Here is a 24,847-nt window from a genome sequence, read left to right as displayed (position 1 = left end):
TCTGTCCTGTTATTAGCGCTGCCAGGGCAGATTACTGCCGGGCCTGACGACTATTTTCTATTTCACTAGTGTAGTTGCTTCGCAGAGGATTGATGTCTAATCCACCACGTCTTGTGTATCGCGCATAGACAGCTAATTTCAATGGCTTACAGAATGCCATTAAATCACAGTAAATCCTTTCAATACACTGTTCGTGAAATTCATTGTGCTGGCGAAACGAAATCAGATAAGCCAGTAAGCCTTCATGATCAATTTTGGGGCCCTGGTACTTAATTTGAATGCTGGCCCAGTCTGGCTGACTGGTAATGAGACAATTTGACTTAAGAAGGTGACTGACCAATGTTTCTTCTGCTTGTTGAGTTTCATCGCAGGTTAGCAGAGATGGCATTGGTGAATAATGAGCTACATCAATATCCAGATCGTCAATGCAGGTTCCTGTGAGGTTGTTAACCGGCATGGCATCAAATTGGTCCGGACCCAACAGCGTAACGGTTACAGGCGCATTTGCACATTCGCTTAAATCATTTTGCAAACAGGCTAAAACTTCATCGCGTGAGTCAAATCGGGTTTGGTTAAAACTGTTCAGATACAGCTTGAACGACTTGGACTCAATTAAATTATCAGACGTAACGGGTACACGACATTGCAAAATGGCTACCTGCGGCTTTCCTTTGCTGTTTAACCACGATAATTCGTAACCATTCCAAATGTCGACACCTTCGAAAGGCAAAGGGTGAGAAACACCAATCTGGTCCCGGCTAAGGGAGCGGGGAACGCTTTGTAGCAATCCAGGAGTGTAATTCTCAATATAATCAACGCTTTGACCTAAAGTAAGATGAGTGGGAAGCGACAATTCTGTTTTTTTTGTGTGTTCAGTCATGCAACCGGTCTGGCTCCATTTCGAGGTTCAACGGGCAGATTGTTTGCACATCCTGAATAATCTCAAGTGGAGCACAGATCTATAATCTACCGGACAAATTTATTACTATGCTGGCAATTATAGCGAAAATGGAGCGGCAATGGAGCAAATCGTTCAACAATCATTGCATAACTTAGTGCAAAGATTACAGGCTGACACCAATACAATCGAACAGCGATTCAAAATTGAATACGATCCAGACTGGCCATCACCTTGCTACCAGGAAGCAGCTCAGGCTGGAATGGCGGTTAACTGGCAGCCGGTAGCAATGGATCTTCCGCTGAATTTCGCCAATATTGAAAGTGCGTTGAACATCTCCCTGAATGAGCAGTTTTGTCAGTTCTTCACTACCAACTGGAGTTTTAATCTACTTGCGCAGGCCAGTGATGGTCAGTGTGAACTTTTACAAGTGTGTAATGCTGATGACTTTGAGCGTTTACAGCAAAATTTGATTGGCCATTTAATGATGAAGCAACGATTGAAACAACCGCTTACCTTGTTTTTTGGTCTAACGGATGAAGATGATTTTATTCTCTCTGTAGACAATACCTCCGGAGAGGTGGTGCTTGAGCAGGTCGGTAGGCTTCCGGTGCGCAAGCTGGCACCGGATTTAGCCACTTTTTTGGATGGGCTTAGTTAATCAACCTTTGTTGGGAAACTAAACTCAGATGTTGTCGAGCTTGGCAAGCCGGCTTTCCATTACACCGATGGCCTGCTCCAACTGGGCGACCCGGGCTTCCAGCTCTTTAATCCTTTGCTGATCTGTCAGGGTTTTAGGCTTATTGGCTTCCAGTTGCTGGTGCTGATTAAAGCGCTTAATTACTTCAATGGCTTCCAACACACTTACCCTAAAAGGGGCTTTGCCGCGGAGTAAGCCTACGCTGGGAGACTGGCCAGCTTCTGCCAGGCTGATACATATAGCAAACAGGCTTTCAAATTTCTCTTTATCGTTCATAAAAATTACAATTGTGGTCAGAAAAGCTAAATAATTGCCTATTTTGCCTAAAAGTTACATTCAGGCCAAGTGTGTTTTTTAAAAGTTGTTTTAAATCAATGGTTTATTTTTGGCCCTAATCTTGATTGTATTGGCATAACAACGAAACCTATTCAAATTAGCAAGACAAGGACTAAACATGAAAAAAATATTGTTGTGCACGGCACTGGTGGCTCCACTTTTACTCTCTGGTTGCGTTATTTCAGTAGGGGATGATGACGGCAGAAATTACAACTCGTCCTGGGAGCAGCGGGAATACAATAATCGCAAACACATTTCAAAACTGGAACTCGATGCACACTATGAAGACGTGACCCGCAGTATGGGCGTTGCAGATTTTAACGAGTTACTTCGTCAGGATGGTCATACCTATCGCGTGCTTTACTACAGAACGCAGCGTGCGGCTGATGATGGTATCACTACCAAAGACGAGTGCACGCCGTTGGTATTTGAAGATAACCGATTAATTGGCTGGGGCGAAGAGGCATTACGCAAACTGTAATGAAATCCAGAGACTACCAGTTTGAAGTATAACATTCTGATTTTTAATAATTAAAAAGGCGCTCAAATGAGCGCCTTTTTGCTTTTTCAAAGAAATACGGTTTGGTAGTACAAAAAATTAACAAAAAATTTACCTTTGTGAGGATTTTCAGATAAAGTGAGTATTACTGTGTATTTTCGGCTGTGAGTCGTATTCAGTTTTTAGACGTATAAAAACAACAGCGTTAAACCGGGAGATTGAAATATGGTTCAAGCAGATACCTCACCGCAGCTTGATAATGTCAGAGCGGCTTATCTGTCGGCAGAAGATCTTAAAGTTGCTGCGTCAATTATTTACAATGCCTACCACGACGATCCCATCTTTCTGGAAATTTTCCAGTCTGAGCGTGAGGGATATGAATCACGGTTGCGCTCTGCGATCCGCGAGGAACTAACCGCGTTTTGGGAAGCTGATCAGCCCATCATTGGATTATTTGATGAAGGGCGATTACTGGCAGTGGCTTGTCTTACCGGACCGGACAATTCCATTGGCGCTGGTCGGTATTGGCACTGGCGTTTGAAGATGTTACTGACAGCCGGATACTACGGTACCCGTCAGATGTTGGAAAAAGAAGAAAAGATTCGCAGTGCGATGCCAGCTCAAAAGTACCACTTGCTCAGTTTTATTGCGGTACATCCCGATCATCAGTCACATGGTCTGGGCCATTTACTGATGCGTGCAATAGACAGTGTGTTATTGGAACACCGCGATTCTGAAGGCGTTGGCGTATTTGTTACCGTGCCTAAATACGAGTCATTTTTTGCTGATGGGTTTTATCAAAAAGTTGCCCAGGTCGAAATTACCACTAAGTTTGGCCATGTGATGTTTCGACCTCGTCCATAACCCTGTTTTGGGTATCCGTTGATAGTCTGTCCCGGCATCGCATGATGCCATTAGCCAAAAGATTAAGATTGTGTCTCACAGCTCTGTACGAAATATCTTACAAAGTTGTGAGACATTGTTCCTTTGTGAGCATGTGTTTGGCTGACTAATTTTTATAAATACATGAAAGTATTAGTTAAATTTTTATACTGCTTTTGTAGTTGGCAATAAATTATTTATTTGTGACAGAACCGTAATAGTAATCTATTCCCAACAGGGTAATATGAACTTGTCACATGGAAACACGACGAGTCAGGATGACACAAGGACGACCACAGGACTGTTCACGGATGAGCATAATGAAACAGGCAGTTTCATTTAGGGACAGTAAGGACCGGCCAGGCGGCCAAATAAGGACAACCTCGGGATGAGGAATGCTACACGCAGGATGTGTAACGAATCAGGGAGTAAAGGAAAGGGATCTGCACAGGATTTGCAGCTCACGCAGGATGTGGTGAGAAAAGATGGAAAGGGGCGTATAAGGATTTTAATCGGGACGATTTAAGTCGCAATGGATCGCTGAGAAGGAAACTCAAAATTCACAGAAAAACGGTGGCCACGGCCACCGTTTTTTTATTGTGCGCCGGACAATACCAATTCGGATTCCATTACAACAGTAAGTCAGTATCAATTGGCGTAAACTGAGTGGCGGCCTTTATTAACGAACCGGCACTAAGGGCTTCAACGCCGTATACATGAAATTGCTTTCCCTTATCTCTGGTAATTTTATCTGCAAGCAAGTCAAAGTCACCATCGCCGGAAACCAATATGATTTGATCTGCCTGGTCTGCGTAGTCCAGAACATCAATAGTAATACCCACATCCCAATCTGCTTTAGCTGAACCATCTGCCCGTTGGATAAAGGGTTTGAGTTTTACGTTAAATCCAATCGCCCGCAAAATATTCTGGAATTCTGTTTGTTTGTTGTCACCGCGGTGTGTTGCGTACGCAAAGGCCGCAATTACATTTCGCCCTTGGGTAACTTTACGCCAAAAAGCATTGTAGTCGAAGTTGCGACGATAGTGTTGACGGGTGGTGTAATAGACATTTTGTACGTCAACAAAGATGGCGATATTCTGCATGGCATCTCGCACCTGTTTATGAGTGTGCTGCGAGTCTACAAGGATGTTCATACCCTTACCAGATATACTGGCAGAGCGAACTTCTTATAAACAGTAAAAATCTGTGGAGAGTTACGGTAGTTGCTGGTCGCGATTTTCTGTCTGCAAAGTCCTATTTTGTCCCTCTTCTTGTACGACATTTCTTACAGTGTTGTAAGCTTGTTCTAATTAGACTAAAGGTTAACACCTACGCAATTTTCTATGTTGCTGTATTTAAAAAACTTTCTACTAAAGTTCAATGAAAGCATCTGGCTATGCACGATTTTTCTGTAAAAAGTCGCTTCCGATAATTATTGGGTTAGATATTATATTTACGTCACAGGGAGAAACGTTGAGTCAGGATGACCCAAGGACGACACTGGACAACCCAGGATGGGGCACACTGGCAAGAAGCCGGTTACAAGGAAGCGGATACAACCGGGATGGTTGATGGACAACTTCATGGAGCGAAGAATACTTTAACAGGACGTAAAGTAAACAAGGATAAAGGAAAGGGACCAGCTAGGGATTGGCTGCTCATTCAGGACGGATGAGAAAGAAGGAATTGCGTGCAGGGGAATAGCGTTAGACGTTATTTGGCACTTTACGCAGAGAGGGATCTTCAAATTTCTATAAAGAGGCGATAGTGAGAGCTATCGCCTTTTTCATTTGTATTGCACAAGTCTCTTGTTTACAGTTTAAAAAACATCCGATATAACTAAATACAATTCATATTTGTTGAACGCAAGAGCATAAGGCCCCTGAGCGACGAAGTGTCTGCTGGCCAGCTGTGGGTACGCCTGCTTCATTCCGGTTGTGTGTGAGTTTGGATGGGAAAGCGCTAATGATTATTGTATTTGGTTGTAATCGCTCCTGGATTTCCAGAATGATTCGTTGGAGAACCGGTTCAAAATGGTCTCATGTAGCAATATTAGACACTGATGATGCCCATGTTATCGAAGCCAAAGGCGGTTTTGGTGTATTGCGTAGTCATCTCAGTGAATTTGAAGCGCGATATCGCGAAATTGAATACCGTGAAATTGATGGCGATATTGGCAGGGCAGTGCAATTAATCGGTAAACCTTTCGACAATGTTGGCATTAAAGGCGTGTTTTTTCGTTCGTTTAAACATTGTCCTGACAGCTGGTTTTGTTCAGAACTGGTTGCTTACTCAACCTCGTTTATTCCCGATGAGTTTGCGCAATATCAGACCCCTGAAACCCTGTATCGTCTCAGCCGTCAGTGCACTAAAACGTTACAGTTATCAGCGCCAGTGACTACGGCGGTGGAGTAAATACGAACGGGCTTATGTATTTTACTGCGCCCGTCCTTTTATAGTTAGTTAGCCGAATAAGGGTCTTCAGCTAACAAGTAGGCACGCAAATCAGCTTTATTGGGTTGGGCATTCAACCATTCGCGCAACGCTTTAATTTCCTTATAAGTCTCGTCACCAAATTTAGACACGTATATGTCGGCAAAGTGTGAAGCTGCACTTTCTTCGCGAACTTTGTTTTGCCATTGTTGGGTAACTACATTATTGAGTACACCTGCTACACCTTCCGTTTTTAGCAGCGCCCACTCGCCTTTATCCAGCCATATGCCGCCAACCTGGGCGCTGTAGTCTACTCTGTGGTCTGTAGTGGCGGAGATTTTGAATTTGCGCATAATACTGCCTGTAACGGGGCAAAACAGCGCTTTTTTCGTGTCTCCCGTATCTTCCGAAAAGCTGTTTTCCTTCTTGAATTCAAACGCTTTGTTGCGCTCTTTCCAACTCACAAAATCTTCAATCAGGATCCAGTTTCCGCCGCAGTGATTGCAGGTATGAGCACGAAATAAATCATCCAAAAAGCTTGGTACTAACTGACCTTGTTTGCATTGTGTACATTGCATAGTGCGAAACGTCCTTGTGTGATGTTTAATGTATACGGTGAGGCGGTGTTTGGGTGGCCACAACCGTCAGTCCGTTCATGGTTAAGTTGCCAGTATAACAGTCCTGACCGGTTGATGAGAATTCAAAGTCAAATTCACTGCGCCAATCCAGTTTGCCGCGATACAGCATAGGGCGGGTACGCCTGCGTGCAACGCTAATAAGTTGCAGGTGCTGCGAATCACAGTATTGATTCAGATAGCGGCTGGCTGCTTCTGAAATCATTCTGATTCGCCAGAACAGCGCACCGCTTGTGGCAATCAGTACCAGCAAAAATACATCCAGTAAGTTCATCCTGTTATCCTGCCTGTTGAAATAGCGCTGCCAGAGCATCTTTCATGTCCGGGTTATGCTGATGTGCTCTGGCTAGAATGAGTAAAGTCCTGCGCAGTGCGGGGATCTGAACTAAGTCGGTAAATAAGCCAATAAACAACTGATGCTGATAATTGCCAGCAGCATCGGCCTTCGCTGCAATTTCTAAAAAACGTTGCGCAGTTAATAGATCCAGTTGAGCAACATGTCGGGCAGCAATAACGCTTAGTAAATCTATATCAGGTTGTTTGATATTGTCGAAGACCCGATTAATGCAGTGATTAACTGTTGGAGAAAACGTGGGCTGGCTCACCGCGCGAAGAAAGCCAAGTAACGTACCTGGTGAATCGTTTACACTGCATTCAATTGCCTTATCACAAAAAAACTGTGTGAGTTTTTGTGGCAATGACACGCACTCAAGGCTGCTTAATAGGGTATCAATGAAAGGTTGGCTGTACTGATCAAGTTGCGAAATAATGATGTCAGCAGTTGCGTCACTTATGTCCATGATCGCATCGGCGATGGCTTGCACTGGCAATTGTTGCCAGTCAATTACACTGGGGGTCTGCAAATAATGCAATACGTTTTCAACTCCCTGGTGTTTTGGATCATTCAACAGATGCCGTGTGAGGGCAGAAAACTGCGCCATTTGCTGCTGGCCCGGGGTAAAGGTATATGGGTTGTCAGGCAGTTTCTCCTGCTTGCCATCGCCGGTAATCTGATTGCCCAGCGCGTCAACAATGATCTGCAAAAAATGATTGCGAGAAGCCTGAATTAATAACCCTTGTTCATCCAATGGCAATTTTACAAACCAAATGTAGCGATGAGCATGCTTATTGGTTTTCCAAAATACCACGGCGAACCAGGCGTGTTGTTGTCGGGGATGAGGAGGGCATATTTTTCCGTTCTCAATATCCAGAAAGGTTTGCGAATCGACCGGATAGACTCCCCGTCCAAGGTCAAAAATGCGATAATCCGTGCCTGCGTGTAGCAGAAACTCACTCAAAGAGTGGATGTCTTGTGAATTCATGCTTCAAATTCATACTATTTCAGATAACCGCTAGTTTAACAGGCATTGGAGGTTGGCGTAATGACAGATGCAGTAAAGCGGGGGAATCTATTGCTGGAAGCGTTAGAAAATGCCTTACAGGATTCCGGATTATGGGGGAGTGAAACCCCATCCGCCAGTGCATTGGCCAGCCAGCAACCCTTTGCCTGCGATACGCTGGCACTGGAACAATGGCTGCAATTTATTTTCTTACCGCGCATGCAATCGCTGCTAGCTACGCCAGAGATATCCGTTCCTGTGATGGCGATCAAGCCGGTTGCGGAAATAGTTTGGGGAAGCCGGTATGCAGAAGTGCAACGCATACTGGGTGAGCTGGATAGCTGGAGTGAGCAGGCATGAGCGAATCGTTAGTACCCACAACGCCCGAAAATCATCAGGAAACCCTGCAAATTCTATATCGGGATGAGTGGCTGGTGGCGGTATATAAGCCAGCTGGATTGCTTGTTCACCGAAGCCCTATTGATAAACATGAAACGCGCTTTGCAGTGCAGATACTGCGAGATCAACTCGGTCAGCATGTGTTTCCTTTACACCGCCTGGACCGTCCCACTGCAGGTGTATTGTTGTTTGCGTTACAAAGTGAAACGGCATCCCTGATGAATGCACAAATGATGGCTCATGGGATGAAAAAAGAATACCGTGCATTGGTTCGCGGATTGATTAAGGCACATGGCACAGTCGACTACGCATTAAAATACCGATGGGACAAAATGGCGGATGCGAATCGGACCCAGGCCGTCGAACCTCAGTCAGCTCACACAGATTACTGGCCGTTGGCATACTATGAATTGCCCTTCGAGGTTGGGCGATACAAAACAGCGCGCTACAGCTGGGTTGGATTGCGGCCCTATTCAGGACGCAAGCATCAGTTGCGTCGTCATCTTATTCATTTGCGCCATCCTATTGTAGGTGATACCACTCATGGCGATGGGCGGCAAAATCAATTTTTGAGAGATACCTTTCATTGTCAGCGACTTATGCTGGTGTGTACTCAAATGGGGTTCTATCATCCAATAAGCCGCCAATGGCTTTCTATTACGTGCCAACCCGATAGCGAAATGCATGAGTTATTGGTAAGCTGGCAACCGTTTTTAACCTGGAGTCTGTGAAAAAGGTAAGTAAATGGCGACAGTAAATATTATTGTAGGTTCGGTATACGGTAATGCCGAGAGTGTAGCGGAGTCTGTGCAAACGTTTCTGTCTTCAGAAGGTATCAATGCGGTGGTGTTCACCGATGCGAGTGTCACTGACATTACCGATCCGGATGGATTACTGGTGATCACATCTACTACCGGTTCGGGCGATATTCCGCCCAATCTGGAATTCACCTTTGATGAATTACGCACCGCTTTCCCGCTGCTGGATGGCAAACCCTTCGCGGTTGCTGCATTAGGTGACAGTAGTTACGGTGATTCTTTCTGTGGTGCTGGCAGACAGTGGCAGGAACTGTTAACAGAGTTACAGGGTAAACGCATCGCCGATATGCTGGAAGTGGATGCGATGGAAACGCTGGAACCCGAAGCTGACGTTATTGAATGGCTAAAAGGCTTTGTTAACAAGCTGGCGTAACGTGTAAGAACCTTACGAGCGTATTACTAATGCATACAAAAAATCCACCGTCACGGTGGATTTTTTATGTGTGGTTTATTACTGGATGACGGGATTATTCCGCGCCGCGCAGCAGGGCATTAATGCCTACTTTTGCGCGTGTTTTCGCATCTACCTTTTTCACAATAATGGCGGCATACAGGCTGTATTTACCATCTTTGCTTGGCAGGTTCCCGGGTACAACTACTGCACCTGCAGGTACGCGACCGTAGTGGATCTCGCCAGTTTCGCGATCATAAATACGGGTACTTTGGCCAATGTAAACACCCATAGAAATGACGGCACCTTCTTCAACAATGACACCTTCAACAATTTCAGAGCGTGCACCAATGAAGCAGTTGTCTTCAATGATAGTTGGATTAGCTTGCAGCGGTTCTAATACACCACCGATACCCACACCGCCTGACAGATGCACGTTTTTACCGATTTGCGCACATGAACCTACGGTTGCCCAGGTGTCTACCATAGAGCCTTCACCAACGTAGGCGCCGATGTTAACGTAAGAAGGCATTACCACCACGTTCTTACCTACAAACGAACCGGTACGGACGGCAGCTGGTGGCACAATACGCACGCCTTCGGCGGCGAATTGCTCAGCAGTATAATTCGCGTATTTTAGCGGAACCTTGTCGTAAAAACGGCTTTCTGCACCTTCCATTACGCCATTGTTATGCAAACGGAAGTAAAGCAGTACGGCTTTCTTCAGCCACTGATGCACAACCCATTCGCCGGCAATTTTCTCTGCTACACGCGCTTCGCCACTGTTTAACAGGGCAATAGCATCGCTTACCGCTTGCTTAACGTTGGCAGGGGCGGCTGATGGAGTAATGTTCTCGCGGTCTTCAAAGGCCGCTTCAATAATGGCTTTTAATTCAGTCATGGTATGTTGATATCTTCAAGTTGATCAAGTTTAAACAATATGCGCTTTTTAAGCGCAGTCTGTTCTTCCGGCGTCAGGGCTTTACCTTGCTCATTACTGACGATAAACACGTCTTCGGCGCGTTCACCGATGGTGGCAATTTTGGCTAATTTTAATGTGAGTTTACAATCGACAAAAGCATGGCCTACTTTTGCCAAAATTCCAGGCGCATCCAGTGCTTCCAACTCTATCAGGGTGGCATCGTCCTGTGCCGAATAAAAACGCACCTTTACCGGTACATTAAGTTGCTTGTGCTGACGCGATAGTTTACGCGTATTTGTATGGCTTCTGCCAGGTTTTAATAATTGATCGGCAATCGCCGCTTCAATAGAACGCATTCGGGACTCACTGTCGATACGCGAACCGTCGTTTTCCAGAATTAACATGCTGTCAAATACCTGCCCGTCGCGGGTGACCGCAATATGCGCATCGCGAATCGTGCAGTTGCGACTATCCAGCACTGAAGCAACCTGTGCAAACAGCGCTGGGCGGTCCTTACCGTACAACAGTAATTCTGTTCCACCTTTGGCAATGGTATTGTTGGTTTTGATCAGCATGATCGTATCGTCTTCACCCGGCTTAAACGAGAGAATTTCCTGGGAATGCCAGGCAATTTGCTCCGGACGGAAGCGGGCAAAATAGTCGTCTTCAAAGCGTGACCATAAAGCAACCAGTGCATCATTGCTAACACCTTGATTCAATAGCAAGGCGAGTGCTTTTTCTTTGTGTTGCTCGACGCGCTCCTGCATTGTAATGCCACATTGCAAACCGTTGTCTAATGCCTTTTGGGTCATCAGGTATAGCTCTCTGAGCAGCGACGATTTCCAGTCGTTCCACAGATTGTCATTCGTTGCGCGAATATCTGCAAGAGTTAGCGCATAGAGTAAATTGAGATGATTATGGCTGCGTACTGCGGTTGCAAAGTCATTCACAACATCAGGATCGTAAATGTCGCGGCGCTGCGCTACTACCGACATCAGCAGGTGGTGTTCTACTAACCAGGCGATCAGTTCAGCGTCAGTTTCATCAATATGATGGGCCTTGCAAAATTCTGCTACGTCTCTGGCTCCCAGCGTTGAGTGATCGCCGTTACGACCCTTGGCGATATCGTGGAAGATAGCGGCGATATACAGTAACTCGGGTTTATCTAATTCTTTTACAATTCGGCCGCAACGCGGGAATTCTATATTGCTGGCTGAAAAATAATGATTAACGTGTTTAACCAGGCGATGGGTATGTTCATCAACAGTGTAGGCATGGAATAAATCGAATTGCATCATACCGACTATGTGATCCCACTGGGGCAGGTACGACTGCAAAATACCGTACTGATGCATGACGTCCCAGGCAAAATCAAAAAAGTGCGGATGTCTGAATAATTCGATGAGCTTCGCCCGGCAAGCATCTCGCTCAACGTAATAAGCACTTTGAAAACGTCGGCGTGCATTGCGTAGCTGTCGAATACAGTCTGTATCCAGGCCTACAGTGGCGGGGGTATCTGCTATTACCTTCAAAAAGTCTAAAATGGCCTCAGGCGTTGGGAAGACATTTTCGTGTACCGGCGAAATCCGCCCGTCAGATAAACAGAAGTCACTATTAATGGGCTGCTTATTGCGAATAGACTGATTGAGCATGTCATAACGAAAACGTTGCAGCAGTAATTGGTTTAGTTCGCTTACTCTTCTTACAGTGCGGAAAAAAGCCTTCATCATTTTTTCGACGGCGGTTTTGTTTTCCTCGCCATATCCCAGCATGCGCGCAACGTCGGTCTGATAATCGAACAACAAGCGGTTTTCACTGCGACCTGCCACAATGTGTAAGGCAAAGCGAATACGCCACAATGCCATGCGAGATTCAATCAGTTCAGCGTGTTCCTGTTCGGTAAAATAGCCATGCCCAACCAGGTTCCACCCGTCGTATTCTTTAAAGTGTTTCTTAGCTACCCAGCCAATCGACTGAATGTCCCGTAAACAGCCTGGATTTTCCTTTATGTTGGGTTCGAGGTTATAAGACGTACCGTTGAATTTTGCGTGACGGGCAAGCTGCTCTTCATATTTGGCGGTAAAAAAGGCCTGGCTAGTCCAACTACTTTTCACGTTTACAGCGTGCCACAGGTCGTTGAAAGTCTCGTTGCAACCGCATAATAACCGGCTTTCCACCAGGTTTGTGGCAATCGAAATATCGTCTTTGGCCAGCTTAACCGTTTCTTTAATTGTTCTTACCGACTGGCCTACGTCGAGGCGTATATCCCACAGTAACGTGATAAATCTGCCTACTTTTTCTTTTACCTCAGGTTTCAACGGCTTTTTGCTGACAATCAGCAGGTCGATATCAGAATAAGGCTGCAAATGACCCCGGCCATAACCGCCCACAGCGCACAGAGCCAGGTGTTTGATGTCGGTGAGTCCGTACAGTTGCCACAAGCGCTGAAGCAAACTATCGATGAAAGTAGCGCGCCCGGTTACCAGCGTATCAATGGGGGCCTGGTTAAAAGAAGACGTGAGCCAATCATAGCTGTTTTGCACTAAACCTTTTATGGTTTTTATATCGTCTACAGAATCCAGTGTTGATACGCTGTCACATAACTGTTGTAAATTCACTAGGCTACCCACTTGTTGACTTCAGGGTTAACTGCCAGGTAATGAAAATAGCCGTTGCGCTGACCTGGCAAGAAAAAGCCCGTAAACCGGGGGATTTACGGGCCGTAAAGTAACTAAGAATGATGATAAACGCGCTGGAGTGCTTCTTCTTCGCGAAGTGTCAGCACTTCAACGCCGTCTTCCGTTACCAATAAGGTATGCTCCCATTGAGCGCTCAGACTGCGGTCTTTAGTGACCACGGTCCACTGGTCAGGCAAAACCTTTGAATGTCGTTTGCCCGCATTCACCATCGGTTCGATAGTAAAGCACATTCCAGGCACCAATTCTTCACCAGTGCCAGGACGGCCATAATGCACGATTTGTGGTTCTTCGTGGAAGCCTGCACCAATACCGTGACCACAATATTCACGCACAATCGAATAGTCGTGAGCTTCTGCATGCGACTGACAAATGTGGCCAATATCGCCAAGGCGCATGCCTGGACGCACCTGTTGAATGGCTTTGTAAAGACATTCCTGGGTTACGCGAATTAAGCGCTCAGCCATGATGCTGGGTTTCCCAACAATAAACATCTTGGAAGTATCGCCGTGATAGCCATCTTTAATCACGGTAACGTCGATGTTCACTATGTCGCCGTCCTTGAGCTTTTTATCAGACGGAATACCATGGCAAATCACGTAATTTACCGACGTACAAATCGATTTGGGAAATGGCGGATGCCCGTAGTTCAGCGGGGCCGGGATAGCCTGCTGCTGGTTAACTATGTAATCGTGACAAATCGTATTGAGCTCGTCAGTGGTTACCCCTTTTTTGACGTAATCGCCAATCATGGTGAGCACTTCTGCCGCAAGACGACCTGCGACACGCATTTTTTCGATTTCTTCAGCGGTTTTAATAATTGCAGCCACCCGAATCCTCTTTCATCTGGCAAATCATAAAAAATGGGATAATCTGCCCTGTTTGTTTTGATGAGGGCAGGTTAATGAGCGGCTATGGTAACGAATACCGCTGCGCCTGTATAGTTGTACACGCTGTTATCCGTACAATTTGACCGGTTTTCTTGAGTCTTTTGAGGCTTTGTGGTATAAAGCGCGCGCTTTTGAAAATATCCGTATTTCGGATGTGGTTTCAGTGCTGTCACAGTGCTGCAACACTCAAGAGTATAAACTTAATTTAAACACACACATACACTGTTACTGCGTATCGGGGTGTCCGCTTGCGGATCGATATAAGGGGTGTATGGAGGCCTAACCCCAATTGAGGAAAAATCAATGGCAAACGTATCTATGCGTGACATGCTGAAAGCCGGCGTGCACTTTGGTCACCAAACTCGTTACTGGAACCCAAAAATGAAGCCTTTCATCTTTGGTGCTCGTAACAAAGTTCATATCATCAACCTTGAAAAAACGGTTCCACTGTTCAACAACGCACTGAACTTCCTGTCTGGCGTATCTGCCAAGAAAGGTAAAGTACTGTTCGTAGGCACTAAGCGTGCTGCTGGTGATGCAGTGAAAGAAGCGGCACAAAAATGTGACCAGTTCTACGTAAACAAGCGTTGGTTGGGCGGTATGTTGACCAACTGGAAAACTGTTCGTCAGTCAATCAAGCGTCTGAAAGAGCTTGAGCAACAAAGCCAGGATGGTACTTTCGAAAAGCTGACCAAAAAAGAAGCGCTGATGCTTCAGCGTGAAATGGAAAAGCTGGAAAGCAGCCTGGGTGGTATTAAAGACATGGGCGGTTTGCCAGATGTATTGTTCGTTATCGATGCAGATCACGAGCACATCGCAATCACTGAAGCCCGCAACCTGGGTATTCCAGTAGTTTCAGTAGTTGATACCAACTCAAATCCAGACGGTGTTGACTTCATCATCCCTGGTAACGACGATGCAATCCGTGCAGTTCAATTGTACTTAAACGCTGCGGCTGACGCAGTAAATTCAGGTCGTGAAAACAACCTGGAAGTACAAGCTGAACAAGACGACTTCGTTGAAGCAGCAGAGTAATTTGCTTTGTGACCCTGAGGCAACTGCTTCGGGGTCATTGCTTAACAATCGAATTATCTAAGAGGGGCAATCGCCCCTTTTAAACTTAAATTTAAAATTATTGCTGAGGAATTGAAAATGGCAGTGACTGCAGCACTTGTAAAAGAATTGCGTGAACGTACTGGCGCCGGCATGCTGGATTGCAAAAAAGCGTTAGTAGAAACCGATGGTGACATCGAACTGGCCATCGAAAACATGCGTAAGTCAGGTCAGGCAAAAGCAGCCAAAAAAGCAGGCCGTATCGCTGCTGAAGGTGTAATCCTGACTAAAGTTGAAGGTGGTAAAGCGACCATTCTTGAACTGAACTGTGAAACTGACTTCGTAGCCCGTGACGAAAGCTTCCTGGCTTTCGGCAACAAATTAATCGAAGTGGCATTCGCCAACAGCCTGAGCGACATCGAAGCATTGAATGCTTCTGAAATCGAAGGCGGCGTAGTAAGCGACGTACGTGATGCACTGGTTGCCAAAATCGGTGAAAACATCTCTCCACGTCGTGTACTGACAGTAGAAGGTAACAACCTGGGTGCATACACTCATGGTTCGCGCATTGGTGTACTGGCCATCCTGGACGGTGGTGATGAAGACCTGGCAAAAGACGTAGCAATGCACGTTGCTGCTTCTGTACCTCAATTCGTTAAGCCTGAACAGGTTCCGGCTGAAGTTGTAGAGAAAGAAAAGGCCATCCAAATCGAAATCGCAATGCAGTCTGGCAAGCCTGCTGACATCGCTGAGAAAATGGTTTCTGGCCGCATGAACAAGTTCACTGGCGAAATCAGCCTGACTGGTCAGCCTTTCGTAAAAGATCCTTCAATGTCTGTTGGTGACCTGCTGAAGAGCAAGGGCGCAGACGCAATCAACTTCGTACGTTTCGAAGTAGGCGAAGGTATCGAGAAGAAAACTGAAGACTTCGCGGCAGAAGTTGCTGCGCAAATGGCAGCTGCTAAGAAATAATTAGCGGTTTGACTTTTGCATTCGGCCAATGTCGGATACACTTACGAGCACCTCTTCGGGGGTGCTTTTTTATAAGTAAGCCACCATGGCTGCTGTGCCGCACAGTGACGTAACGACCGATTTAGTCGGTTTGGTTCATAATTTGTACTGCGAACTATGACCCAAGCCGAATCAAGAGGAAACTATAACAATGAGCATCGCACCAAAATCCGCCTACCGACGCATACTGCTTAAACTGAGTGGTGAAGCGCTTATGGGAAAAGAAGGCTTTGGTATTGATCCCAAAGTACTTGACCGCATGGCGCAGGAAATTAAAGAATTGGTCGAGTTGGGCGTTCAGGTGGGGCTGGTTATCGGCGGTGGCAACCTGTTTCGCGGAGAAGGACTGGCAAAAGCTGGCATGAACCGCGTGGTAGGTGACCACATGGGGATGCTGGCAACAGTGATGAACGGTCTTGCCATGCGTGACGCCTTGCACCGCGCATTCGTAAATGCCCGTCTGATGTCTGCTATTCCTCTTAATGGGGTGTGTGACGCGTACAATTGGGCAGAAGCAATTAGCTTGCTGAAATCTGGCCGGGTAGTGATTTTCTCCGCCGGTACAGGTAACCCGTTTTTTACCACTGATTCAGCAGCGTGTTTGCGCGGTATCGAAATAGAAGCTGACGCAGTGTTAAAAGCTACCAAAGTAGATGGCGTATACAACGATGACCCGGTGAAAAACCCCGAAGCGCAAATGTATGCTCAGTTGTCTTACCAGGAAGTGCTGGAAAAGGAACTGAAAGTAATGGATTTATCGGCGTTTACACTGGCTCGTGACCACAACCTGCCAATACGCGTATTTAACATGAATAAGCCGGGCTGCCTGAAACGGGTAGTGATGGGTGAACCTGAAGGTACACTGATTACGCACAGCGACAGTGTCGAAAAATAAAAAAACAGGAATATAACCGTGATTGATGAAATTGAATTAGATGCGCGTGAGCGCATGGAAAAAAGTATTAGTGCGCTGAAAAGCCAGTTAAGCAAAATTCGTACGGGTCGTGCACACCCAGCGTTGCTTGATGGGATTCAGGTATCTTATTACGGCGTTGATACTCCGCTGCGTCAGGTGGCGAACGTGGTAGCCGAAGATAGCCGCACGCTGGCGTTAACTGTATTCGATAAGAGCGCGATCCAGGCAGTAGAAAAAGCCATTATGCAGTCTGGTCTGGGCTTAAATCCAATGAGCGCAGGGACTACTATTCGCATTCCTCTTCCGCCACTGACCGAAGAGCGTCGTAAAGATTTGATCCGTGTAGTGCGTAACGAAGCTGAGCAAGGACGTGTTGCGATTCGTAACATCCGTCGCGACGCTAACAGCGACATCAAGGATTTGCTTAAAGAGAAGGAAGTCAGTGAAGACGAAAGTCGTGCAGGCGAAGAGAATGTACAAACACTGACCAATGAATTCATTAAAATCGTGGATGTCATGCTGGCAGACAAAGAAAAAGAATTGATGGAAGTGTAATTGCCATTATGCAGCCATCGGAGAATGACATCGCAACGGCGGGACAAGATCGTCTCGCGTCGTTAAAGGTGCCAAAGCACGTTGCCATTATCATGGATGGCAACGGTCGCTGGGCAAAGAAAAAAGGAAAAATTCGAACCTTTGGTCATCGTGCTGGCGTTGAGTCAGTGCGTGCTGCGGTGCGTTTTGCTCGTCAAAGCAATATTCAGGTACTCACCTTATTTGCGTTCAGCAGCGAAAATTGGAAGCGTCCGGAAGAAGAAGTCAGCGTGCTGATGGATTTATTTAATCTGGTATTAAATAAAGAAGCCAAGCGCCTGAACAAAAACGGTGTGCGTTTACAGGTGCTGGGCGATCTGAGCCGCTTTGACGACAAGTTGGTGTCTAAAATCCGCAAAGCAGAGGAATTAACCTCTGACAACAAGGATTTAGTCCTGAATGTTGCCGCCAATTACGGTGGTCGCTGGGATATACTGCACGCAGCTAAGCAAATGGCTCAGGATGCCGCTGCTGGTAATATGTCGTTAGCGGATATAGACGAAGCGGCATTTGATCAATATATGTCTACCAAAGGCTTGCCTGAACTCGACTTGTTGATTCGAACAGGTGGTGAACACCGCATCAGCAACTTCCTGTTGTGGCAGTGCGCTTATGCGGAATTGTACTTTACTGATGTGTTGTGGCCGGATTTTAACGAAGACGAGTTTTATCTTGCAGTTAAAGACTTCAGTGAACGCCAGCGTCGATTTGGTTTGATCGGTGAACAAGTCGAAGCGGAAGAGGTTGTAGGGTGAACGCCTTCATTCGCATCATGACAATCTCTTACGAAAGACTTTCCTTATGCTAAAGCAACGCATCATTACGGCGCTCATCCTGGCGCCTCTTGCTATTCTGGCTATTCTGTTTTTGCCATTAGACGTATTTCAGTACGCCATTGCCGCTGTTATCGCTTTGGGCGGCTATGAATGGGCGAATATGTCTGGCTTGCCGAAGCGCCCACACAAAGTGGCCTTTTTATTGGTGTTATTAGCGGTTTGCCTTGGGCTGATTAGCCTGGTTGATACCAATATGATTTGGTATCAGGGCAAATTGAACGCCATTTACCATTGGGTTTTATCGGTAGCCTGTTTGTGGTGGCTGGTATCCCTCGCGATGATCATTGCCTATCCCCGCTACTCCAAGTTTTGGCAAACAAGTTGGATGATCCGCTGTTTGTTTGGCGTGCTTACACTCATTCCCACCTGGGTGGCGGTTGTTTCCTTGCGCGCCAGATTATATGAAGTAGATGCATTCTATGGCGCGTCACTAATCTTCTATGTACTGGGTATTGTGTGGGCCGCCGACATTGGCGCGTTCTTCGTAGGTGTAAAATTTGGTCGTCACAAGTTGCGCCCCAATGTTTCACCCGGGAAAACGTTTGAAGGATTGTTTGGTGGGGTAATGGCGTCATTTGCCATTATTGCCTTTGCAGCATTGCACTATCAGGTAGAGTCTACGCGGATTTGGCCCCATTTGCTTATTGGTGGCTTAACCGTAGGTGTATCTGCCATGGGTGATTTGAATGAGAGTATGTTTAAGCGGTGCGCGGGCATCAAAGACAGCGGCCGTATTTTGCCCGGTCACGGTGGGTTGCTTGACCGCATAGACAGCCTTACGGCAGCGTTCCCAGTCTTTGCATACTGCTTTGTTACCTGGATGGCGTAATGCAAACCGTTACTATATTAGGGGCCACGGGCTCTATTGGTGACAGTACACTTGATGTTATTCAGCGTCATCCTGAACTGTTTCGTGTATTTGCAATTACAGGTCATCGCCAGATTGAAAAGCTGATTCAACAGGCCAAGCAATATCATGCCCGCTATGTTGTTGTTGCTGATGAGCAGGATTATGCTGCTGCCTGCGAACTTGCTCAGCGATATGAAATAAGTTCAGAAGTTTTGGCAGGCCAACGGGCCTTGGAAGAGGTCGCATCGGCCGCAGAGGTCGATACCGTAATGGCTTCGATTGTTGGTGCTGCGGGCCTGGAGCCCACATTGGCAGCAGTAAAAGCCGGCAAGCGCGTACTGTTGGCCAATAAAGAGTCGCTGGTGATGTCTGGCGCGTTATTCATTGAGGCCGCAAAGCAGTCTAAAGCCACTATTTTGCCAATTGATAGTGAGCACAATGCTATTTTTCAGTGTTTACCTGCCGATTTTCGTTATGGTGAACTAGACGCTGCCGGTATTAGTAAGATTTTACTCACCGGTTCAGGAGGCCCGTTTCGCCAGCGCGATTTGAGTACCTTTGACGCCATTACGCCCGCTGAAGCGTGTGCCCATCCTAACTGGAGTATGGGGCGTAAAATATCTGTCGATTCCGCCACCATGATGAACAAAGGGCTGGAGTTTATAGAGGCATGCTGGTTGTTTGGCCTTGCGCAACATGACATCCAGGTAGTACTGCATCCTCAAAGTACTATTCACTCAATGGTGCAATATATTGACGGCTCTGTGTTGGCGCAACTGGGAAACCCGGATATGCGGACACCCATTGCTTACGGATTGGGGTATCCAACACGCATTGATGCAGGCGTGGCACCACTGGATTTTGCTACGTTGGCCGATTTGAGTTTTACCACACCGTGCCGTACCCGTTACCCTAATCTCTATCTGGCAATCGAAGCTTGTCGCGTAGGGCAATCCGCCACTACAAGATTGAATGCCGCAAACGAAATCGCGGTGCAGGCCTTTTTGGATAATCGCATACGTTTTACCCAAATCGCGCAAATTAATGAAGAAATTCTAAATCGGTTTGAACCAACTGAGGTTTCTTCAATCCAACAAATTCGAGAGCTGGATAGGCAAGCCCGTGTGGCTGCACTGGCGTTAGTCGGGGATAATTAAGTGGTATTTGAGTTTTTACGTAACGCTGGTGCGTTTATTGTTGCACTGGGTATATTAGTTGCCGTACACGAATGGGGTCACTACTATGTGGCGCGTTTGTGTGGTGTTTACGTAAAGCGTTTTTCGATTGGCTTTGGTAAACCATTGTGGCGTAAACAAGCCAGTAATGGCACCGAGTTTGTGGTAGCGGCCATCCCGTTAGGCGGTTATGTTCGCATGCTTGATGAGCGGGTGGATGACGTACCAGCTGAGTTATCTTCCCAGGCATTTAATCGTCAGAGCGTAGCAAAGCGCATGGCAATTATTGCCGCTGGGCCCGGCGTAAACTTTATTTTTGCGGCTATCGCTTTGTATGTGATGTTTTTAATAGGCATCAGTACCGTTAAGCCGGTCATTGGCGAAATTGCACCGCAAAGTATTGCAGCTCAGGCTGGATTGACTGCCGGTGATGAAATTATACAGGTGGGTAACAGAAGCACGCCGGATTGGGAGGCAGTTAACTTTGAACTGATCTCTCATGTTGGCGATGCTACCATGCCGGTTATAGTAAAAAATACCAGTGGAATGACATTTCAGCGCCAGTTAATGCTTGACGGATGGAACTTTGATTCAGAATCGGAGTCTCCTTTACGCAGTGTTGGTATTACCCCGTTTACACCTGCAGCAACGCTTAACGTTGCGTATGTAGGCGAAGGCTCGGCTGCCAAGTCAGCAGGGGTTCAGGTTGGTGATACTATCCTGGCGCTTAATGGCGAAGCAGTGAATGACTGGCAAAGTTTGGTGGCATTTGTAAAAGAACGCCCTGGTCAGCAAGTTACGTTAAGTGTAAACAGGGCTGGTCAAACCTATGACCTTTCTGCCACAATTGGGCGCCGCGATACGCCGGAAGGGCAGGATGGCTATCTGGGCGTGAGTCCTTATGCAGAGGCATGGCCAGAAGGGTACGTATTTACTCACCAGTACGGTGTGTTGGATGCGATGGGTAAAGCCGTTGATAAAACCTGGCGTTTAATGACGCTGAGCATTGAAATGATAGGCAAGCTGATCACTGGTGATGTATCGGTGAAAAATTTAAGCGGTCCTATTTCTATTGCCCAAGGGGCGGGAAACAGTGCCGGATACGGTCTGGTGTATTTCCTGAGTTTCCTGGCATTAATCAGTGTGAATCTGGGTATTGTAAATTTATTACCCCTGCCAATGTTGGACGGCGGGCATTTAATGTACTTCACCATCGAATGGCTAACAGGAAAGCCAGTATCCGAAGAGATACAGGAGTGGGGATTTAAGATTGGCGCCATGCTGTTGTTTACGATCATGAGCATCGCCATCTTTAACGACATAACGCGATTGTCTTAACCGAGTCAGTCGTTAGCAAGAAAAACGCGAACGCAGCAGGAAGAAAAAGAATAGATGAAGTTTAATCAGTTAGTTGTAGCCGGAATCTTGTACTCCAGTGCTAGCTTAGCGAACGCTGCATCAAGCAATAGCGAATTTGTAGTTGAAGATATTCGGGTAGAAGGATTACAGCGGGTGGCGTTAGGTGCCGCGCTTACTTATATCCCGGTTCAGAAAGGCGACGAGCTTAATGCGTTTCGTATTACGCAACTTATTCGTTCGCTGTATTCATCCACTCACTTTGAAAATATAGCGGTTATGCGCGATGGTAACACGTTAGTTATTCGTGTTGCTGAGCGTCCAACTATCAGTAATATCATCTTTGAAGGCAATGATGATATTAAAGACGAACAGCTACAGGAAAGCCTGGATGGCAATAACATCCGCGTAGGTGAACCGCTTGATAAGACAGTACTCACCTCAATTGAAAACGGTCTTAAGGATTTTTTCTACAGTATTGGTAAGTACAATGCAGATGTCACTGCTATCGTAACGCCGCTGCCCCGTAACCGCGTGGATTTAAAGCTGTTGTTTGAAGAAGGTGACGCAGCTGAAATTAAGCAAATCAACATTGTGGGCAATGACATTTTTAGCGACACAGAGTTGCTTGAAGATTTCGAATTGCAGTACAACACCGCCTGGTATGATTTCCTGTCGGAAACGCGCTACCAGCAGCAAACCCTGCAAGGCGACATGGAAACCCTGCGTAACTTTTACATGGACCGCGGCTACCTGCGCTTCAATGTGGAATCGACTCAGGTTGCTATGTCACCCGAGAAAGACGGTATCTATATTTCACTGAATATTACCGAAGGTGAGCAATACACTATTTCGGGCGTGGAGCTGGTAGGTGATTTGCTTGGTCATGAAGATTTTATTGAACAAGTACTACCTCTTACACCTGGTGAATTGTACAGCCAGGCTGAAGTTACCTATACCGAAGAATACATCAGTAAATACCTGGGCCGCTTTGGCTATGCCTATCCTACCGTTACCACGGTGCCGGAAATCAACGACGAAGATAAAACGGTTAAACTGACGCTGCGCGTTGATCCGGGTAAGCGTATTTATGTTCGCCGGATTAATTTTAACGGCAATACCATTACCGCCGACGAGGTATTGCGTCAAAACGTAGTGCAAATGGAAGGTACCTGGCTGTCTAACTCCATGCTGGAAACATCTAAAAACAGCATGTCGCGCTTAACTTACATGGAAGACGTTGAGTTCGAAACCGTACGTATTCCAGGTAAGGACGACCAGGTTGATGTTGAGTTTAACGTAAAAGAACAGCCGTCCGGCTCGTTCAACGCAGGTATCAGCTACGGTGACCAAACCAAGCTGGGTTTACAGGCAGGTATTCAGCAGGATAACTTCCTGGGTACCGGTAAACAAATCGGCGTGAATTTAAGTACGGTGTCCTACCAGAAACAGGCGCAGTTGTCTTATACCGATCCGTTTTTCACTATTGATGGTATCAGCCTGGGTGGAACCGTTGCTTACAGTGAGTTCGACGGCTCCAGCTTTAACGTTATTCAGTATAACTCCAAGCGCTGGTCGATTGGCGGCACAATTGGCTATCCAATTGACGAATTTAACCGTGTCAGCTTCGGATTAACCTACTCTGACGTAGAACTGTCTAACCGCGGTTATTATGAACAGACAAACCGTTTTTATGAACAGTTTACCAACGAAGACGATCCGGATGCGCCTATTGAATACACCAGTTTGCAGGCGTCTATCGCCTGGAGTAGAAGTACGCTGAACCGGGGTTTATTCCCTACAGCAGGTTCATCGCAGCGTGCGTCTTTCAGTATTACAACACCAAATTCCGACGTGAATTACTTTAAAACGGTGTATGATGCGCGATTCTACTTCCCGGTATCCCGCGACCAGCGCTGGTCGTTCTTAACCAAGCTGCGTTTGGGTTATGGTAACGGTTATGGTGATATTAACGGCAGCGATCAAATTCTGCCGTTTAACGAAAACTTCACGGCCGGTGGTGCAGATACACTGCGTGGTTTTGAAAACAACACGGTTGGTCCACGTGGTATTCAACGTACCAGTAGCCAGAACTCTGTTACTCTGCCGGACGGTACGGTAGTGCCAGGTGATCCGTCTAACGACTCATATGTGTTATCGCGCAGAAGTCTTGGTGGTAACGCCATGGCGCTGGGTGGTATTGAGTTAATCGTTCCTACGCCGTTTGTGGAAGAAGATTCTTCAAACTCAGTGAGAACCAGTATGTTCGTAGACGTGGGTAACGTTTGGGATACAGAATTTGACTATGAGGAATACTCAAGATTAAATAATGCCGGCGCGAATGAATTGCTGGATTTCTCCGACTGGACATTATTTAGAAGTTCTGCCGGCATTTCGGTACAATGGATTTCACCAATGGGACCAATGGTATTTAGTTTCTCCAAAGCACTTAAAGAACGCGACGGTGATGACGCTAAATTCTTCACATTTAATATCGGTCAAACATTTTAAAATTAAGCTGGCATAGACCAGAACACAAAAGGAGCACCCTTTGAACAAGTTGGCAAAATACGCAATCGCATCGGCTATGTTAGGTAGCGCAATGGTTAGTACTGCAGCAATGGCGGAGCAGAAAATTGGTGTGGTAAGTGTGCAGGATATCTTCCAGTCGCTGCCACAGGCTGCCGAGATTCAGAATGCCATTCAAATGGAATTCAAGGCTCAGGTGGATGAAGTGAACCTGTTGCAACGCGACGGCCAGCTCTATACCGAGAAACTGCAACGCGATGCGGCTACCATGAGTGCGCAGGAAAAGAAAGAACTGGAAGACAAAATCCTTTCAGTACGTGAGCAACTGAGCCAGAAAGTTCAGCCTCTGCAACAGAATATTCAACGCCGTCAAAATGAAGAGCGCAATAAGCTACTAGCCTTGATCAAACAGGCTATCGACGCAGTTGCTGCAAAAGAAGGCTATGACATTGTGCTGGATGCACCTGCTATAGTTTACGTTGATGCAAGCCATGACATGTCTCAGAAAGTGTTAGATCAGGTTAGCAAGATCAAGTAATTCTGATTTACTTCATCGATAAACTTTGCAAATCAGACCAATACATACGTGTTGGTCTGATTTGTTTTTAAGTGATTAGCGCGTAAGGTTGCGGCCCAGATGAAGTCATAGCAGCAAAACACCGTTGAGGACGCGTGCTGCTAATATAGT

General features: G+C 46.4%; 26 protein-coding genes. 17 read left to right on the top strand and 9 right to left on the bottom strand.

Translation table 11 applies throughout. The features are described 5' to 3' along the window. Positions 1 to 31: 31 nt before the first annotated feature. Complete coding sequence (queF, locus tag FJ444_RS02005) at positions 32 to 880, bottom strand: NADPH-dependent 7-cyano-7-deazaguanine reductase QueF (RefSeq protein ID WP_140956230.1); 849 nt, start codon at positions 878 to 880, stop codon at positions 32 to 34. A gap of 139 nt (positions 881 to 1,019) precedes the next feature. Here queF and syd point away from each other — a divergent pair, with 139 nt between their 5' ends. Further along, positions 1,020 to 1,559: a SecY-interacting protein gene (gene syd, locus FJ444_RS02000; RefSeq protein WP_140956229.1), complete on the top strand. Its 540-nt coding sequence runs from the start codon at positions 1,020 to 1,022 to the stop codon at positions 1,557 to 1,559. Between the two features lie 24 nt (positions 1,560 to 1,583). Here syd and FJ444_RS01995 read toward each other — a convergent pair whose 3' ends face one another. Then, positions 1,584 to 1,874 carry a hypothetical protein gene (locus FJ444_RS01995; RefSeq protein ID WP_140956228.1) on the bottom strand — a complete coding sequence of 97 codons (291 nt, stop codon included), beginning with the start codon at positions 1,872 to 1,874 and terminating at the stop codon, positions 1,584 to 1,586. A 178-nt stretch (positions 1,875 to 2,052) separates the two neighbouring features. Between FJ444_RS01995 and FJ444_RS01990 the strand changes: the two genes are divergently transcribed. Both FJ444_RS01990 and FJ444_RS01985 read left to right on the top strand, forming a co-directional pair. After that, entirely contained in the window at positions 2,053 to 2,415 is a 363-nt protein-coding gene (locus tag FJ444_RS01990) for a DUF3192 domain-containing protein (protein ID WP_140956227.1), read from the top strand. 243 nt (positions 2,416 to 2,658) lie between these two features. Continuing rightward, positions 2,659 to 3,297 carry a GNAT family N-acetyltransferase gene (locus FJ444_RS01985; RefSeq protein WP_140956226.1) on the top strand — a complete coding sequence of 213 codons (639 nt, stop codon included), beginning with the start codon at positions 2,659 to 2,661 and terminating at the stop codon, positions 3,295 to 3,297. 647 nt (positions 3,298 to 3,944) lie between these two features. On the opposite strand, the gene FJ444_RS01980 is transcribed toward FJ444_RS01985, so the two are convergent. Beyond that, entirely contained in the window at positions 3,945 to 4,418 is a 474-nt protein-coding gene (locus FJ444_RS01980; RefSeq protein WP_140956457.1) for an NYN domain-containing protein, read from the bottom strand. A gap of 904 nt (positions 4,419 to 5,322) precedes the next feature. Here FJ444_RS01980 and FJ444_RS01975 point away from each other — a divergent pair. Beyond that, positions 5,323 to 5,730, top strand: a complete 408-nt coding sequence (locus FJ444_RS01975; protein ID WP_181405028.1) for a hypothetical protein — start codon at positions 5,323 to 5,325, stop codon at positions 5,728 to 5,730. A gap of 44 nt (positions 5,731 to 5,774) precedes the next feature. Here the strand turns inward: FJ444_RS01975 and FJ444_RS01970 are convergent, their stop codons facing one another. From FJ444_RS01970 to FJ444_RS01960, 3 genes are read right to left on the bottom strand one after another with little or no spacing between them, the layout of a single operon-like run. Then, entirely contained in the window at positions 5,775 to 6,326 is a 552-nt protein-coding gene (locus FJ444_RS01970; RefSeq protein ID WP_140956224.1) for a zf-TFIIB domain-containing protein, read from the bottom strand. A gap of 25 nt (positions 6,327 to 6,351) precedes the next feature. Further along, entirely contained in the window at positions 6,352 to 6,657 is a 306-nt protein-coding gene (locus tag FJ444_RS01965; protein ID WP_140956223.1) for a DUF3301 domain-containing protein, read from the bottom strand. A gap of 4 nt (positions 6,658 to 6,661) precedes the next feature. Beyond that, complete coding sequence (locus tag FJ444_RS01960) at positions 6,662 to 7,705, bottom strand: DUF3549 family protein (RefSeq protein WP_140956222.1); 1,044 nt, start codon at positions 7,703 to 7,705, stop codon at positions 6,662 to 6,664. Between the two features lie 60 nt (positions 7,706 to 7,765). On the opposite strand from FJ444_RS01960, the gene FJ444_RS01955 reads away from it, so the two are divergent. Genes FJ444_RS01955 through FJ444_RS01945 form a run of 3 tightly spaced genes read left to right on the top strand, consistent with a single transcriptional unit; the run spans position 7,766 to position 9,313 of the window. Next, entirely contained in the window at positions 7,766 to 8,083 is a 318-nt protein-coding gene (locus FJ444_RS01955; protein ID WP_140956221.1) for a YqcC family protein, read from the top strand. Beyond that, complete coding sequence (locus tag FJ444_RS01950; protein ID WP_140956220.1) at positions 8,080 to 8,853, top strand: pseudouridine synthase; 774 nt, start codon at positions 8,080 to 8,082, stop codon at positions 8,851 to 8,853. The genes FJ444_RS01955 and FJ444_RS01950 overlap by 4 nt, the downstream gene beginning before the upstream one ends. A 13-nt stretch (positions 8,854 to 8,866) precedes the next feature. After that, entirely contained in the window at positions 8,867 to 9,313 is a 447-nt protein-coding gene (locus FJ444_RS01945) for a flavodoxin domain-containing protein (protein WP_140956219.1), read from the top strand. Between the two features lie 94 nt (positions 9,314 to 9,407). On the opposite strand, the gene dapD is transcribed toward FJ444_RS01945, so the two are convergent. The 3 genes from dapD to map all read right to left on the bottom strand — a co-directional run bounded on the left by dapD (position 9,408) and on the right by map (position 13,779). Next, entirely contained in the window at positions 9,408 to 10,232 is an 825-nt protein-coding gene (gene dapD / locus FJ444_RS01940) for a 2,3,4,5-tetrahydropyridine-2,6-dicarboxylate N-succinyltransferase (protein ID WP_140956218.1), read from the bottom strand. Then, complete coding sequence (gene glnD / locus FJ444_RS01935; protein WP_140956217.1) at positions 10,229 to 12,871, bottom strand: [protein-PII] uridylyltransferase; 2,643 nt, start codon at positions 12,869 to 12,871, stop codon at positions 10,229 to 10,231. The genes dapD and glnD overlap by 4 nt, the downstream gene beginning before the upstream one ends. Before the next feature lie 113 nt (positions 12,872 to 12,984). After that, entirely contained in the window at positions 12,985 to 13,779 is a 795-nt protein-coding gene (gene map, locus FJ444_RS01930) for a type I methionyl aminopeptidase (protein WP_140956216.1), read from the bottom strand. A 363-nt stretch (positions 13,780 to 14,142) separates the two neighbouring features. On the opposite strand from map, the gene rpsB reads away from it, so the two are divergent. From rpsB to FJ444_RS01880, 10 genes are all read left to right on the top strand, one after another. Then, a complete protein-coding gene (rpsB, locus tag FJ444_RS01925; RefSeq protein ID WP_140956215.1) occupies positions 14,143 to 14,874 on the top strand; it encodes a 30S ribosomal protein S2 in 732 nt (243 codons plus the stop codon). A gap of 117 nt (positions 14,875 to 14,991) precedes the next feature. Then, on the top strand, positions 14,992 to 15,864 hold the full coding sequence (gene tsf, locus FJ444_RS01920) for a translation elongation factor Ts (RefSeq protein WP_140956214.1): 873 nt from the start codon (positions 14,992 to 14,994) through the stop codon (positions 15,862 to 15,864). 190 nt (positions 15,865 to 16,054) lie between these two features. Further along, on the top strand, positions 16,055 to 16,798 hold the full coding sequence (gene pyrH / locus FJ444_RS01915) for a UMP kinase (RefSeq protein WP_140956213.1): 744 nt from the start codon (positions 16,055 to 16,057) through the stop codon (positions 16,796 to 16,798). A gap of 18 nt (positions 16,799 to 16,816) precedes the next feature. Continuing rightward, positions 16,817 to 17,374, top strand: coding sequence for a ribosome recycling factor (gene frr, locus FJ444_RS01910; protein WP_140956212.1), 558 nt, complete (start codon positions 16,817 to 16,819; stop codon positions 17,372 to 17,374). An 8-nt stretch (positions 17,375 to 17,382) separates the two neighbouring features. Beyond that, positions 17,383 to 18,168 (top strand): polyprenyl diphosphate synthase, encoded by a 786-nt coding sequence (uppS, locus tag FJ444_RS01905; RefSeq protein ID WP_140956211.1) that lies wholly within the window; start codon positions 17,383 to 17,385, stop codon positions 18,166 to 18,168. A 46-nt stretch (positions 18,169 to 18,214) separates the two neighbouring features. Beyond that, entirely contained in the window at positions 18,215 to 19,078 is an 864-nt protein-coding gene (locus FJ444_RS01900) for a phosphatidate cytidylyltransferase (protein WP_140956210.1), read from the top strand. Beyond that, positions 19,078 to 20,256: a 1-deoxy-D-xylulose-5-phosphate reductoisomerase gene (gene ispC, locus FJ444_RS01895; protein WP_140956209.1), complete on the top strand. Its 1,179-nt coding sequence runs from the start codon at positions 19,078 to 19,080 to the stop codon at positions 20,254 to 20,256. Before FJ444_RS01900 ends, ispC begins: the two co-directional genes overlap by 1 nt. Beyond that, positions 20,257 to 21,612: a sigma E protease regulator RseP gene (gene rseP / locus FJ444_RS01890; protein WP_140956208.1), complete on the top strand. Its 1,356-nt coding sequence runs from the start codon at positions 20,257 to 20,259 to the stop codon at positions 21,610 to 21,612. It begins immediately after the preceding gene. A gap of 54 nt (positions 21,613 to 21,666) precedes the next feature. Continuing rightward, positions 21,667 to 24,141: an outer membrane protein assembly factor BamA gene (gene bamA, locus FJ444_RS01885; RefSeq protein WP_140956207.1), complete on the top strand. Its 2,475-nt coding sequence runs from the start codon at positions 21,667 to 21,669 to the stop codon at positions 24,139 to 24,141. A 40-nt stretch (positions 24,142 to 24,181) separates the two neighbouring features. Then, complete coding sequence (locus FJ444_RS01880) at positions 24,182 to 24,697, top strand: OmpH family outer membrane protein (RefSeq protein WP_140956206.1); 516 nt, start codon at positions 24,182 to 24,184, stop codon at positions 24,695 to 24,697. Positions 24,698 to 24,847: the final 150 nt, after the last annotated feature.

This window comes from Aestuariibacter sp. GS-14, from assembly GCF_006494365.1.
GTDB classification, from domain to species: Bacteria; Pseudomonadota; Gammaproteobacteria; order Enterobacterales; family Alteromonadaceae; genus Alteromonas; species Alteromonas mangrovi.
Note: the sequence above shows the minus strand (reverse complement) of the source record. Positions and strands in the feature narration are given on the sequence as shown.

What these genes read in the sequence shown, in the direction of transcription:
- queF (WP_140956230.1), bottom strand. Translation starts at nt 880, where the DNA reads ATGACTGAACACACAAAAAAAACAGAATTGTCGCTTCCCACTCATCTT.
- syd (WP_140956229.1), top strand. Translation starts at nt 1,020, where the DNA reads ATGGAGCAAATCGTTCAACAATCATTGCATAACTTAGTGCAAAGATTA.
- FJ444_RS01995 (WP_140956228.1), bottom strand. Translation starts at nt 1,874, where the DNA reads ATGAACGATAAAGAGAAATTTGAAAGCCTGTTTGCTATATGTATCAGC.
- FJ444_RS01990 (WP_140956227.1), top strand. Translation starts at nt 2,053, where the DNA reads ATGAAAAAAATATTGTTGTGCACGGCACTGGTGGCTCCACTTTTACTC.
- FJ444_RS01985 (WP_140956226.1), top strand. Translation starts at nt 2,659, where the DNA reads ATGGTTCAAGCAGATACCTCACCGCAGCTTGATAATGTCAGAGCGGCT.
- FJ444_RS01980 (WP_140956457.1), bottom strand. Translation starts at nt 4,418, where the DNA reads ATGCAGAATATCGCCATCTTTGTTGACGTACAAAATGTCTATTACACC.
- FJ444_RS01975 (WP_181405028.1), top strand. Translation starts at nt 5,323, where the DNA reads ATGATTCGTTGGAGAACCGGTTCAAAATGGTCTCATGTAGCAATATTA.
- FJ444_RS01970 (WP_140956224.1), bottom strand. Translation starts at nt 6,326, where the DNA reads ATGCAATGTACACAATGCAAACAAGGTCAGTTAGTACCAAGCTTTTTG.
- FJ444_RS01965 (WP_140956223.1), bottom strand. Translation starts at nt 6,657, where the DNA reads ATGAACTTACTGGATGTATTTTTGCTGGTACTGATTGCCACAAGCGGT.
- FJ444_RS01960 (WP_140956222.1), bottom strand. Translation starts at nt 7,705, where the DNA reads ATGAATTCACAAGACATCCACTCTTTGAGTGAGTTTCTGCTACACGCA.
- FJ444_RS01955 (WP_140956221.1), top strand. Translation starts at nt 7,766, where the DNA reads ATGACAGATGCAGTAAAGCGGGGGAATCTATTGCTGGAAGCGTTAGAA.
- FJ444_RS01950 (WP_140956220.1), top strand. Translation starts at nt 8,080, where the DNA reads ATGAGCGAATCGTTAGTACCCACAACGCCCGAAAATCATCAGGAAACC.
- FJ444_RS01945 (WP_140956219.1), top strand. Translation starts at nt 8,867, where the DNA reads ATGGCGACAGTAAATATTATTGTAGGTTCGGTATACGGTAATGCCGAG.
- dapD (WP_140956218.1), bottom strand. Translation starts at nt 10,232, where the DNA reads ATGACTGAATTAAAAGCCATTATTGAAGCGGCCTTTGAAGACCGCGAG.
- rpsB (WP_140956215.1), top strand. Translation starts at nt 14,143, where the DNA reads ATGGCAAACGTATCTATGCGTGACATGCTGAAAGCCGGCGTGCACTTT.
- tsf (WP_140956214.1), top strand. Translation starts at nt 14,992, where the DNA reads ATGGCAGTGACTGCAGCACTTGTAAAAGAATTGCGTGAACGTACTGGC.
- pyrH (WP_140956213.1), top strand. Translation starts at nt 16,055, where the DNA reads ATGAGCATCGCACCAAAATCCGCCTACCGACGCATACTGCTTAAACTG.
- uppS (WP_140956211.1), top strand. Translation starts at nt 17,383, where the DNA reads ATGCAGCCATCGGAGAATGACATCGCAACGGCGGGACAAGATCGTCTC.
- FJ444_RS01900 (WP_140956210.1), top strand. Translation starts at nt 18,215, where the DNA reads ATGCTAAAGCAACGCATCATTACGGCGCTCATCCTGGCGCCTCTTGCT.
- ispC (WP_140956209.1), top strand. Translation starts at nt 19,078, where the DNA reads ATGCAAACCGTTACTATATTAGGGGCCACGGGCTCTATTGGTGACAGT.
- bamA (WP_140956207.1), top strand. Translation starts at nt 21,667, where the DNA reads ATGAAGTTTAATCAGTTAGTTGTAGCCGGAATCTTGTACTCCAGTGCT.